Genomic DNA, 12,685 nt, shown 5'->3' with positions numbered 1-12,685 from the left:
CATGGTGACGGGACGGGAGCCTGTCGCATCGGCCGAGGCAGAGCCAGGTCGAGATTAAAACGGGAGGGATTCGATGCGCGATGAAATATTGCCCCGCGGCGTGAGCAGGCGCGCCGTCCTCGGCGGCATGGCGGGAATGGCAGCCCTGTCTGTGGCCGGTCGTGTCAACGCTGCCGATGCAGGTGGCGAGGCGCCCGCCCTGGCTGTGCTCGTCAAAGAAGGCAAGCTGCCGCCGCTGGCCGACCGCTTGCCGAAAAAGCCAATGGTCGTCACCCCTTACGAGAAGGTCGGAACCTATGGCGGCACGTTACGGCGTGGCCTGCGCGGCTCGTCCGACCATAATGGCATTCTGCGCATGGTGGGCAATCAGAGCCTGGTGCGCTGGAACCTCGAGTTTACTCAGGTCCTGCCGAACCTCGCCGAACGCTGGGACGTCAATGCCGACGCTTCGCAATTCACCTTCTATCTCATTCAAGGCGCTCGCTGGTCCGACGGCCATCCCTTTACGGCCGACGACGTCGTTTTCGCTATCGAAGACTGCGTCAAGAATACCGATCTCTATAGCGCGGCGCCGGCGCAACTGTCCGTCGCCGGCAAGGCCGTCAGTGTCACGAAGATCGACGACTATACGGTGAAATTCACCTTTGCCGCTCCAAACGCGCTTTATCTGGAAAATCTCGCAACCCCGCTCGGCCAGCACCCGACGCTGTTTCCGAAGCACTATTGCAGCCAGTTCCTGCCTAAATACAATCCGAACGTCGCCGAGGATGCGAAGAAGGCCGGCGTCAGCAATTGGCCCGAACTCTTCCGCGCCCGCTGCGGCGACATCGAAATCCCCTCGCGGTGGGGCAATCCCGACAAACCGACGCTCGATCCCTGGGTCGTCAAGGAACCCTATACCGGCGGTGCAACCCGCGTCGTCATGACGCGCAACCCATACTTCTGGCAGGTCGATACATCAGGCAACCAGCTTCCCTATGTCGACGAGATCAATTTCGGCATCTCGCAGGATGTGGAATCGCTGATGCTGAATGTCATCTCCGGCAAGATCGATATTCAAGAGCGCCATATCAGCGTACTCGCCAACAAGCCGACGCTTTCGCAGAACATGAAGAAGGGCGACTATCGCCTTCTAACTCTTATTCCTTCCACCTCGCAGCAATGCCAGATCTACTTCAACATCACCCATAAAGATCCCGCCATGCGCAAGATGTTTGCCGACAAGTCGATCCGGCAGGCGCTCTCGCTCGGTATCAACCGGCAGGAGATCATCGACATCGTCTACTTCGGCCAGAGCCAACCCTACCAGGCCGGGCCGCGTCCGGAGCATCCCTGGTACAACGAGAAATATGCCCGCCAGTTCACCGACTATGATCCGGACAAGGCCGGCGCGATGCTGGACCAGGCCGGTTATGGCAAGAAGGATGCGAACGGCTTCCGGCTCCGGCCGGATGGTCAGAAGATGTTCTTCACCGTCGATGTCATTCCGACCCTCTATCCCGATCTGGTCGATGCTCTCGAGCTGGTGAAGGCACATTGGGCACAGATCGGCGTCGACATGAAAGTCAACACGATCGAGCGGGCGCTTTACTATACGCGCGGCGACGACAACGCCCATGATGCCCAGGTCTGGCCAGGCCCCGGTGGCCTCGATCCGATGCTCGACCCGCGCGACTTCTTCGCTTTCCACCCGCAAGGCTCGCGCTACGCAATCCCATGGTCGGTCTGGTACACCTCGAACGGCAAGCAGGGCGAGGAACCACCGGAAAGCCAAAAGAAGCGTATGAAACTTTTCGATGAGGCGCGCTCGACGGCCGATCTCGACAAGCGCGGCGCGGTCATGAAGCAGATTTTTGATATCGCCGCCGAAGAATTTGAAACCGTTGGCCTTTGCCTCGCCGTCGGCGGCTTCGGCATCATCCGCAACAATCTGCGCAATGTTCCCGAAAAGCAGCCGGACAGCTGGTCGTGGCCCAATCCGGGACCGGCCATGCCGCAGCAATTCTTCTTTACCAGCTGATCACACCGATCCGGCGCCGCCTTGCATGGGCGGCGCTTTCCATCATGCGGAGCTGCCCGCGGCAGCGCTCACTGCGAGAAACAGCCATGCTGGTCTTCATCGGTAAACGCCTTTTATGGATGATCCCATCCCTTTTTGCCGTCAGCTTCCTGGCCTTCGTGCTGATCCAGCTGCCTCCCGGCGACTATGTGACGACGTATATCGCCACGCTCGCCTCTTCGAATGAGGTGGTCGATCAGAACACGGCCGCGCAGCTACGCGAGCGCTTCGGCCTCGATCAGCCGATGCTCATCCAATATCTGAAATGGATGTGGGGCATTCTTTCGCGCGGCGATTTCGGTATCTCATTTGAATGGCAACAGCCGGTCTCCGGCCTTATCTGGGAGCGCATGGCGCTGACGCTCATTCTGGCGCTTGCGGCGCTGATTGCCACCTGGGCGATCGCGCTGCCGATCGGCGTCTATTCCGCCGTCAAGAAATACTCGATCGGCGATTATCTCTTTACCGCCTTCACCTTTCTCGGACTTGCCATTCCCTCCTTCCTGCTCGCGCTGGTGCTGATGTATGTCGCCGCGGTCGAGTTCGGCCAGGATGTCGGCGGCCTGTTTTCCTCTCAGTTCGAGACGGCACCCTGGAGTATCGCCAAGACGGTGGATCTCCTGTCGCATTTGTGGCTGCCGGTCGTCATCCTTGCAGTTTCATCGACCGCAAGCCTCATCCGCGTCATGCGCGCCAATATGCTGGACGAGCTGCCCAAACCCTATGTGACGACGGCACGGGCAAAAGGCCTCTCCGAGTTCCGGCTGCTGGTCAAATATCCGCTGCGCATTGCCCTCAATCCGTTTATTTCCACCATCGCCTGGCTGCTGCCCAATCTCATTTCCGGGTCGGTCGTCGTGGCGATCGTCCTCAACCTGCCAACGGCGGCGCCCTTGCTGCTGCAGGCGCTGATGGCACAGGACATGTATCTCGCCGGCGCTTTCGTGCTGCTGATCTGCGCGCTCACGCTGATCGGGTCACTCATCAGCGACATTCTGCTTGCCCTCGTCGATCCCCGCATCCGGTTGGAATAGGAGCAGCCCATGGCCGATATCGCCGTCACAACCCTGCGCCCCGACCGCGCCGCCGTCGCCTCGCAATGGCAGCTGATCTGGTGGGCCTTCCGCCGCCACAAGCTTGCCATGGTTGCGCTTGTCGTCACCGTGATGATGTATATCGTCGCGATCGTGCCAGGCTTCTTTGCCATAAACGATCCCAATCAGCAAAACGCGCGCGCAACCTTCCACCCGCCGCAAAGGGTGCATTTATTTGACACGGATAACTGCTTTTCCCTCGGGCTTCACTATTATCCGCTGAAGCTAACCCGCGATCCGGAGACACTTGCACCGATCTTCAAGGAGGATACGACGAAGCCCGTCTCCATCAGCCTGTTCGGGAGAGGCTATGAGTATTCCGTGCTCGGGCTCTTCACGAGCAACATCCATCTCTTGGCATCTTCCGACAAGTCGACGCCTCTTCTTCTGTTCGGCGCAGACCGACTCGGGCGCGACGTCTTCAGCCGCACCGTTCAGGGCTCACAGATTTCGCTGTCGATCGGCCTCGTCGGCGTCTTCTTTTCGCTTCTGCTCGGTATCGTTCTTGGTGGGGTTTCGGGCTATTACGGTGGAAAGCTCGACTTTTTCATCCAGCGCCTGATCGATTTCGTACTGTCGCTGCCCACCATCCCCATCTGGCTCGCCATGGCGGCAGCGCTGCCGCAAGGCTGGCCGGCGGCACTGCAATATATGATGATCACGATCATCCTGTCCTTGACCGGCTGGGCTCAGCTTGCCCGCGTCGTACGCGGCCGCTTCCTATCGCTGCGGACGGAAGAATTCGTCGCCGCCGCAAGGCTCGATGGCGCCAGCGAGGGGCGCATCATCTTCCGCCACATGCTGCCGAGTTTTGCCAGCCACATCATCGCTTCCATCACGCTTGCCGTGCCGGCGATGATTCTGGCCGAGACGTCGCTTTCCTTCCTCGGGCTCGGCCTCCAGCCGCCGACCATCTCCTGGGGGGTGCTGCTGCGCGAGGCGCAAAACATCCGCTCGATCGCAACGGCACCGTGGCTCTTCCTGCCGGGTGTCGCCGTCGTCATCGCCGTCATGGCGTTGAACCTTCTCGGCGACGGCCTGCGCGACGCGGCCGATCCCTACAACAAATGAGGCGGGAATGACCGATATCGTTTCCATGAACACCGCTCGCCCGCTGCTGCAGGTCAAGAATCTCACCGTCGACTTCCCGTTGCGAACCGGCACCTTTCGCGCGGTCGACAATCTCTCCTTCGCCATCGAGCCGGGAAAGACACTCTGCGTCGTCGGGGAGAGCGGATCCGGCAAATCGGTCACCGCGCGCTCTATCCTGCAGATCGTCGACGCCCCCGGCAGCATCACCGGCGGCTCGATCATTCTCAACGGCACCGGCGGCAGTTCGGTCGATCTCGCCAAGCTCAATCCGCGCGGGCGGCAGATCAGATCCATCCGCGGGCGCGATATCGCCATGATCTTCCAGGAGCCGATGACCTCGCTCTCGCCGGTCCACACGGTCGGCGACCAGATCATGGAGGCGCTGCGTCTTCACACGCGCATGAGCAAGGCGGAAGCACGCGCCGAGGCGATCTCGCTTCTAAAGCAGGTGGAAATCCCCTTTCCGGAAAAAGCCATAGACCGCTACGCCTTTCAATATTCGGGCGGCATGCGCCAGCGCGCCATGATCGCCATGGCGCTCGCCTGCAAGCCGCAGCTGCTGATCGCCGACGAACCGACAACGGCGCTCGACGTGACGACACAAGCCGAAATCCTCGATCTCATTGCCCGGCTGCAGAAGGCCACCGGCATGGCGGTGCTGTTCATCACCCACGACATGGGTGTGGTCGCACAGATCGCCGACGACGTGCTCGTCATGCACAATGGCGTGGTCAAGGAACATGGTCCGGTCGAGCAGATCTTCCATGCTCCGAAAGACGACTATACTCGCATGTTGATCGGTTCCGTGCTGAAGCTCGAAAGGAAGGCGGAAATCCGTCTGGCGCGACCGCCGCTCGATAAAGGCGCGGCGCCGATCCTCGAATTGCGCAATGTCTCGATGGCCTTCGGCGAGGTCCGCGCCCTCGATGATGTCTCGATCTCGCTCTTGCCGCGCGAGACGCTCGGCATCGTCGGCGAGAGCGGGTCCGGCAAAACGACAATGGGTCGCTCGATCATGCGCCTTATCGATCCGAGTGCAGGCGAAATCCTCTATCGCCGCGCCGATGGCGATATCACCGACTTGGCAAGCGCAAAGGGGCCGTCCCTTGCGGCAGCACGCCGCGAATTGCGCATGGTGTTTCAGGACCCGTTCGGCTCGCTCAATCCGCGCATGACCGTCTCGCAGATCATCGGCGAGCCATTGCTCGTCAACGGCATTGCCAAGGGCCGCGCGCTCGACGAGCGCGTCTGCCATATGATGGAGCAGGTCGGGCTCGATCCAAGGGCGCGCGAGCGCTATCCTCATGCCTTCTCCGGCGGCCAGCGCCAGCGCATCGGCATTGCCCGCGCCATCACGCTTAATCCGCGCGTGATCGTCGCTGACGAGGCGACATCGGCTCTCGATGTCTCCGTGCGCTCACAGGTGCTCGATCTTCTGATGCGCCTGCAGGACGAGCTTGGCCTCGCCTATATCTTCATCAGCCATGATATCGGCGTCATCCGCTACATGTGCGACCGTGTCGGCGTCATGTACAAGGGGCGCCTGGTCGAGGTTGGCGACGCCGACAAGGTCTGCAATTCACCCGACCACGCCTATACGCAAGCACTGATTTCGGCGATCCCGCGCCCCGACCCTCGCGATCGCGATCGCTCGCGACGCTTTCGCTATGTCGAGCCGGAAACCGTGAAGAACGGAAGCGCTGCGTGATGGCCTTATTCAACCAGGCCGGAACGCTTATTTGCCGCGCTCGGATTTCGCCGCAGCACGGCAAGGATCTCCCCACCTGCGGCACCTCCCATGCCGCATTTATAACCACCGATAGAAGGAAGTAAGATGAAGATCGACCGCATGCGGGTATTCATGACCCGCGACAAGGATCGCCCGCGCGTCATCGTGGCGCTGGACACCGACGACGGATTGACCGGCTGGGGCGAGTGCTACAATCACGGCCCGGATTTGGCGCTGCCGCCGATCCTCGACTATCTCTATGGCTTCATCGGCGGCCAGGATCCGAGCCGCATCGACTATCTCATCAACCTCTTGATCCAGCAGAGCCGCTTCCCGCCGGGCGCGCTTGGCCTTTCGGCGATCTCCGCGCTCGACCATTGCCTTTGGGATCTCTCGGCAAAGGCTCTCAATGTCCCGGTCTACAAGCTGCTCGGCGGTGCGGTGCGCGATCGCATCAAGGTCTATGCCGGCGTTTACACCGCGCCGGACGCGCCGGCGGCCCGCGACGAGCTCGATCGACTGAACGCCGAATGGGGTTTTACCGCCTTCAAGCTCAGCCCTTGGCGCATCGACATGCACGCCCATCGCTGGGGCAATGTCGTGAAGGCATCGGCTGACTATTTTCGCTCGCTGCGCGAGACCGTGCGCGACGATTATGAGATCGCCTTCGACGCCCATGCCAAGATCTTCGAGCCGATCGCCGCCCGCCAGCTTGGCAATGCGCTGGCGCCCTATGACCCGCTCTTCTACGAGGAGCCGCTGCGTCCGGAAAACATCGAGATGTGGGGCGAACTGAAACAGGGCCTCAATTGTGTGCTCGCGACCGGCGAGTCCCTCTATAACCGCAACGAGTTCCTGCGTCTGCTGCAGGTCAAGGGCGCCGACCTCATCCAGCCGGATATCTGCGTGGTCGGCGGCATCAGCGAGATGCGGCGCATCGCGACGATCGCCGAAGCGCATTTCGTCGGCGTCGCTCCACACAACCCGATGGGGCCGCTCGCGACCGCCGTCAATGTGCACTTCTCCGCCGCCGCGCAGAACTTCAAGATCCTCGAATACCGGCTGCCGAAAGGCCAAGCCTATGTCTATGGCGGCAACGAGGTCGAGCAGCGGCAAGGGGAGACCCGCTATGTCGTCGATCCCTATCTGCCGAAGGACGGCTATCTCGAGCTGAGGCCGGACCGGCCCGGCTGGGGCGTCGACATGGATGAGAAGGCCATGGAAGAGGAAGGCTATATTCATTGGCAGCGGCGCGTGCCGAAGCGTCCGGATGGTTCGTATGCCTTTGCGTGAGCTTGACATCAGCGTCACCTGAAAAATCGGGGCGGCCATTGGGGCGCCCCTCTTTGGTCGATGCCTTTAAAAGTATGAGCGCAATCATTTCACGCGTGCTGCGCCTGAATTGCCGAGATCTTCCGGACGCGGTATGCGCGGCACTATGCGCCCGATCACAAGAACCAGCAGCACCGCGATCACAAGGCAGGCAGCCAGGAAGAACATCGATGCGATCGTGCTGCCCGTCGCATCCTTGATCCAGGGCACGACATTCTAGACGATGAAGCCGCCGAGATTGCCGACCGAATTGATAGCAGCAAGACCCGCGGCAGCCCCTTTCCCTGCAGGAAGCGCGACGGCAAGCTCCAGAACACCGGCTGGCCCGCGAAAATGCCGGCTGCCGCGATGGAGGGGAAGATGCACGGAGGCGTTGCTATCCGTGCACTGTGTCGAGCGATCACATTATTAGCACTGCGCTTAAGCGCATAAGAGGCAGAGCGCACCGGATTGCAGTAGCGCTGCGTTGCCACCGCCGGCGACTGTTTGAGACTTTACGCTGCCCTGATCTTCGTCTCTGCATCGCGATCACGGTAAGCGATCAGATCCTCAATGGTGATAAGATGGAGGCCATGCCGCTCGGCGAACACTTCAAGGTCGGGAAGGCGCGCCATGGTACCATCGTCTTTAGCGACCTCGCAGATGACTCCGGACGCGGAAAGGCCAGCAAGCCGGGCAAGATCGACAGCAGCCTCAGTGTGCCCCGGCCTTCCGAGTACACCTTCGGGATGAGCGCGCAACGGGAAGATATGGCCGGGTCGGGCGAAGTCCTCAGGACGCGCACCCTTCGTCACCAAGGCGCGGACGGTCGCAGCGCGGTCAGCCGCCGAGATGCCCGTTGTCGTCTCAGGGATATAGTCGACCGAAACGGTGAAAGCGGTCTTCAGCATCTCGGTGTTGTTAGGCACCATCAAGGGAATGTCGAGTTCGTCCAGCCGCTCGCCTTCCATCGGCACGCAGATCAGACCGCGCGCATGGTTCATCATGAACGCGATGGCCTCCGGCGTGATCAATTCCGATGCGACGAGCAGATCCCCTTCATTTTCTCTGTCGCGGTCATCGACCACAACCACGATTTCACCACGGCCGATCGCGGCGATCGCATCTTCAATTCGGGAAATTGCCATTTCAATGCCTTTCAAGGGTTAACCGCTTTAGCGGCCGCATGACCAATGACGGCCACAAATATCCCTTGGGCGAACAGGCGTAGGAACGTCGCAACCCGCGACGCCCGCTGCATGCTCTCTTCCATCCGGACTATACCGTCGGCCCCGGCCTCTCACCGGATCTGCTGACCTTCCGTTCGCGGAAGCGCTCGCGGGCTCCGGGTTTCCCCGATACCGCCGGTGGGGAATTGCACCCCGCCCTGAGAACAAATCTAACATAAGGGACCGGACCTCATCTTTGCAAGAGGGCCACGCCACCTTCCAACTTCCGAACCTTGCGATGCGATCGAACACACCGTTCTGGAATAGTGAATTACGACATGATCAGTCCGCCGTCGACGTTAATGGTCTGGCCGGTAATATAGGCAGCATCGTCGCTCGCAAGGAAGGTCACGAGGCCGGCCACGTCTTCGCCGGAGCCTGCGCGCTTCATCGGAATGCCTTCGACCCATTCTTTCATCAGTTCGCCGGGGCCGTAGTTGCCGAGCAGCTTGCCCCAAGCCTGGTCGTTATAGGCCCACATGTCGGTTTCGATGATGCCTGGGCAGAAAGCGTTGACAGTGATTTTCTGCGTGGCAACTTCCTTGGCGAGGCTCTGGGTGATGCCGACGACGCCCATTTTTGATGCGGCATAGTGCGGCGTATAGATGAAGCCGGCGCGAGCCTGCCCGGACGCTGTATTGATGATGCGGCCACCGCGACCATGCTTGCGCATCCGGGCGATCGCTTCCTGGGCGCAGAGAAATACGCCCTTCGTGTTGACGGCCATTACCTTGTCCCACTCCCCTTCGGTCATGTCCTCGATCTTGGCGATGGTGATGACACCGGCGTTCTGGATGGAAACGTCTACTGTGCCAAAGGCCTGTTCCGCTGCGTCATAGAGCGCGATGACGCTTGACTTGTCGGTAACGTCGCCGACGAAGGGGATCGCCTTGCCGCCGTCTGCCTTGATCTGCTCGGCAACTGCATGAACGCTGTCTTCGTTGGCAGAGACAACGAGGTTCGCGCCCTCGCAGGCAAAGCGTTTGGCAATCGCGGCACCGATGCCACGGCTTGCGCCGGTTATGACCACCGTCTTGTTTTCGAAGCGTTGCATTCTCTTTTCCTTCCAGGATGCGGCTGTACGCGCTCCTCAACCGGAGTGCCCGCTCAAATTCACGTGGCTGCCAGAACAATCTCGGCGAAGTCCGACGCATTCAACGAGGCGCCGCCGACCAGAGCGCCATCCACATTGCGCAATCCGAAAATCGCCGCAGCATTGACGCCTTTGACGGAGCCGCCATAGAGGATCCTAACGGCACCGCCATCGTGTCCGAAACGCTGCTCGAGCCCCTTGCGAATGGTGGCATGGACCTCTTCGATCTGTTCATGCGTCGGCACCAGACCGGTCCCGATCGCCCAGACGGGTTCGTAGGCGATGACGAGGTTGCGGCTGTCGGTTTCACCCGGGACGGACCCCGCCAATTGCTCGTTTACCACTTCGATTGCCCGCCCTTCGTCGCGCTCGTGGCGCGTCTCGCCGATGCAGACGATGGTCGTCAGACCAGCGCGATGGGCGGCTCTTACCTTTGCAAGCACAATCTCGTCATCCTCGCCGTGAGAGACACGACGCTCGGAATGCCCGAGGATAATGTAGCGCGCGCCGCTGTCGGCGAGCATTTCGGCAGAAACATCGCCAGTGAAGGCTCCGTTCGCCTGCGCGTGGCAATCCTGCGCTCCGACCGAAAGGGGCGAGCCAACGGCCTGCCGAACAGCGCGGTCAATCAGCGTAAAGGGCGGGCAGACGACGATATCGCAGGCCGCACTACCCGTTAGCCCCTTCAGCGCCTCGATCTCTGCCAGGGAGGAAACGAGACCGTTCATTTTCCAATTGCCCGCAATCAGCTTTCGCATGGCATCACCAGCAGCAGAAGCCGCCGTCGACGAGCAGGTCGACGCCCGTCACGAAGCTTGCGGCCTCGGACAACAAGAAGACTGCCGGACCGACCATTTCATTGACGGATGCCATGCGCTGCATCGGAGTCTGCTCTTCGAAGAGCTTCGTCTGATGAATCATTTCAGGCCGCGTATTCATCGGCGTTGCCGTATAGCCGGGCGATATGGTGTTGACGCGGATGCCGCGGTCGACCCACTCCATGGCAAACGACTTCGACAGGTGGATCACACCTGCCTTGGACGCATTGTAATGCGCCTGGCTGAGCCCCCGGTTGACGATGACGCCGGACATGGAGGCGATGTTGACGATCGAGCCGCGGCCATTCTTCAGCATGGCGCGCGCTTCTGCCTGGCAAGACAGGAAGATGCCTTTCAGGTTGACGTCCATCAACGCCTGATATTGGTCTTCTTCCATTTCCTCGGCCGGGTTTGCGTTGGCGATGCCCGCCGCGTTCACAGCCAGCGAAAGAGGTCCGAGCTCAGCTTCGGTTCGGGCCACCGCATTGGCGAGCGATCCCTTGTTCGTGACGTCAGCGGCAATTTCGATCGAGCGACGGCCGGCAGCTCTGATGTGGCCTGCGGTTGTCGCTAAGCCGTCATCGCTGCGACGATCGAGAAGTGCGACGTCGGCGCCGCATTGCGCAAGGCCGATGGCGATACGTTGGCCGATACCGCTGCCGGCGCCGGTAACGATAGCCACCTGGCCGCTGAGATCGAATAGTTTCGGTGCATTGAGAGTGACGTCCGACACCGCTCTTCCTTTCTGTCTTGTTTAGATTGTCGCCAGTTCCATGACGGAGACGTCGTTGGCCTCGTCCCGGTTCAAAATGCCCGCCTGTTTGCCCTGCGCCAAAACGAGGATGCGGTTCGAAACGCCGAGGATCTCCTCGAGGTCCGAGCTGACGACGATGACCGCAACGCCCTGTTTAGCGAGGTTGACGATGATGTCGTAGATACCGGCGCGAGCGCCGACATCGATGCCGCGCGTCGGCTCATCCAGTACGACAACCTTAGGATCGCGCATCAGCCACTTGGCGATGACGACCTTCTGCTGGTTGCCGCCGGACAGATCCGAGGCAAACTGCTCGGCGCGACCCTTGACGCCAAACTTGGCGACCGCTTTATCGGCGAAGGCACGCTTGACTGCGGAAGTAATCCACCGCCCGCCCAGCTTGTCGAGATTGGCGTAGATAATGTTTTCGCCGATCCTGTGCGAAACGACGAGGCCTTGTTGCTTGCGGTCTTCGGGGACCATGACGATGCCGCGGGCAATCGCGTCTGCAGGACTGCGCAGCTTCAGGGCTTCGCCCTCCAGCCTGATCGTGCCGGAACTGACGGGATCGGCACCTGATATCGCCCGCACGAGCTCGGTGCGTCCGGCGCCGACGAGACCGGCGATGCCAAGGATCTCACCCGCATGAACGTCGAAGCTGACATCACGGAAGGATTTTTCCGGCGACGATAGGCCGGAAACCTGAAGCACCGGCCGGTCGGTCGGTACTGGAAGTGTTGGGAATAAGCGATCGAGAGAGCGCCCAACCATGCTTTCGACGATTGTACGCACCTGCGTCGAGCTGTCGGCAAATTCGTGAACCCGCTCGCCGTCACGCAAAACAACGATACGGTCGGTGATCTTCTTGATCTCTTCCATGCGGTGCGAAATGTAGATGATGCCGACGCCCTCGGCGCGAAGCTTGCGCACCTGCTCAAAGAGAGCTTCCGTCTCGGCCCCGCCAAGGGCCGCTGTCGGCTCATCGAGGATCAGCAGCTTCGCGTTTAGCGCGAGAGCCTTGGCGATCTCGATGAGCTGCTGGTTGGCGGTCGACAGGCCCGCGACCTTGCGCGTCGCCGGAATGTGCAGGTTGAGCCGGGCGAGCTGTTCCTGAGCACGGCGAACCATCTCCTTGCGATCGACCACTCCATTCTTCATCGGCCAGCGGCCGATGAAGACGTTCTCGGCGATCGAAAGATGCGGCAGAAGCTGGAGTTCCTGGTGGATCAGCACCAAACCCTTGTCGATCGCCTCGCGTGGGGTGGCCGGGGCATAGGGCTGCCCCAGCCAGGTCATCGTGCCCTCGGAGGGTGTCCGCGATCCAGCAATGATGCCCGATAGCGTCGATTTGCCGGCGCCGTTTTCTCCGAGAAGCGCAACCACTTCGCCGGGATATACGTCCAGGTCCACGTTTTTGAGAACCTGAAGCACTCCGTAGCGCTTGGATATGCCCCTGAGGGAAAGAACCGGCTCGGTCACGACACTACCTCCTCTGGATATCGACTG

The 12,685-nt window shown here is 60.8% G+C and carries 10 protein-coding genes, 1 pseudogene and 1 riboswitch; of the genes and pseudogenes, 5 read left to right on the top strand and 6 right to left on the bottom strand.

Features of this window, described 5'->3' with window-relative positions; all coding sequences use genetic code 11:
- Nucleotides 1–73: 73 nt before the first annotated feature.
- From FHT73_RS28260 to FHT73_RS28240, 5 genes are all read left to right on the top strand, one after another.
- Entirely contained in the window at nt 74–2,020 is a 1,947-nt protein-coding gene (locus FHT73_RS28260; RefSeq protein WP_112609695.1) for an ABC transporter substrate-binding protein, read from the top strand.
- An 86-nt stretch (nt 2,021–2,106) separates the two neighbouring features.
- A complete protein-coding gene (locus FHT73_RS28255) occupies nt 2,107–3,093 on the top strand; it encodes an ABC transporter permease (RefSeq protein WP_112609697.1) in 987 nt (328 codons plus the stop codon).
- Between the two features lie 9 nt (nt 3,094–3,102).
- Complete coding sequence (locus FHT73_RS28250) at nt 3,103–4,224, top strand: ABC transporter permease (RefSeq protein ID WP_112609693.1); 1,122 nt, start codon at nt 3,103–3,105, stop codon at nt 4,222–4,224.
- 7 nt (nt 4,225–4,231) lie between these two features.
- Complete coding sequence (locus tag FHT73_RS28245; RefSeq protein WP_183716331.1) at nt 4,232–5,953, top strand: ABC transporter ATP-binding protein; 1,722 nt, start codon at nt 4,232–4,234, stop codon at nt 5,951–5,953.
- A 126-nt stretch (nt 5,954–6,079) separates the two neighbouring features.
- On the top strand, nt 6,080–7,267 hold the full coding sequence (locus tag FHT73_RS28240; protein ID WP_112609689.1) for a galactarate dehydratase: 1,188 nt from the start codon (nt 6,080–6,082) through the stop codon (nt 7,265–7,267).
- 84 nt (nt 7,268–7,351) lie between these two features.
- Here FHT73_RS28240 and FHT73_RS28235 read toward each other — a convergent pair.
- The 6 genes and pseudogenes from FHT73_RS28235 to FHT73_RS28210 form a co-directional block, all read right to left on the bottom strand.
- A pseudogene (locus tag FHT73_RS28235) lies at nt 7,352–7,722 on the bottom strand (MFS transporter); the annotation flags it as partial.
- Nucleotides 7,723–7,800: 78 nt separating this feature from the next.
- The gene (gene ribB, locus FHT73_RS28230) at nt 7,801–8,433 is read right to left on the bottom strand and encodes a 3,4-dihydroxy-2-butanone-4-phosphate synthase (protein ID WP_112609687.1); all 633 of its coding nucleotides are present in this window, start codon (nt 8,431–8,433) and stop codon (nt 7,801–7,803) included.
- Nucleotides 8,434–8,542: 109 nt separating this feature from the next.
- A riboswitch (FMN riboswitch) is annotated at nt 8,543–8,684 on the bottom strand.
- 101 nt (nt 8,685–8,785) lie between these two features.
- The gene (locus tag FHT73_RS28225) at nt 8,786–9,568 is read right to left on the bottom strand and encodes a glucose 1-dehydrogenase (protein WP_112609685.1); all 783 of its coding nucleotides are present in this window, start codon (nt 9,566–9,568) and stop codon (nt 8,786–8,788) included.
- 59 nt (nt 9,569–9,627) lie between these two features.
- Nucleotides 9,628–10,365 (bottom strand): triose-phosphate isomerase, encoded by a 738-nt coding sequence (gene tpiA / locus FHT73_RS28220; protein ID WP_112609683.1) that lies wholly within the window; start codon nt 10,363–10,365, stop codon nt 9,628–9,630.
- 4 nt (nt 10,366–10,369) lie between these two features.
- Nucleotides 10,370–11,158 (bottom strand): SDR family oxidoreductase, encoded by a 789-nt coding sequence (locus FHT73_RS28215; RefSeq protein ID WP_112413063.1) that lies wholly within the window; start codon nt 11,156–11,158, stop codon nt 10,370–10,372.
- A gap of 21 nt (nt 11,159–11,179) precedes the next feature.
- Complete coding sequence (locus tag FHT73_RS28210; RefSeq protein WP_112609677.1) at nt 11,180–12,658, bottom strand: sugar ABC transporter ATP-binding protein; 1,479 nt, start codon at nt 12,656–12,658, stop codon at nt 11,180–11,182.
- Between the last annotated feature and the right edge of the window lie 27 nt (nt 12,659–12,685).

It is taken from the genome of Rhizobium sp. BK098, assembly GCF_014193155.1.
Classification (GTDB): domain Bacteria; phylum Pseudomonadota; class Alphaproteobacteria; order Rhizobiales; family Rhizobiaceae; genus Rhizobium.
Note: the sequence above shows the minus strand (reverse complement) of the source record. Positions and strands in the feature narration are given on the sequence as shown.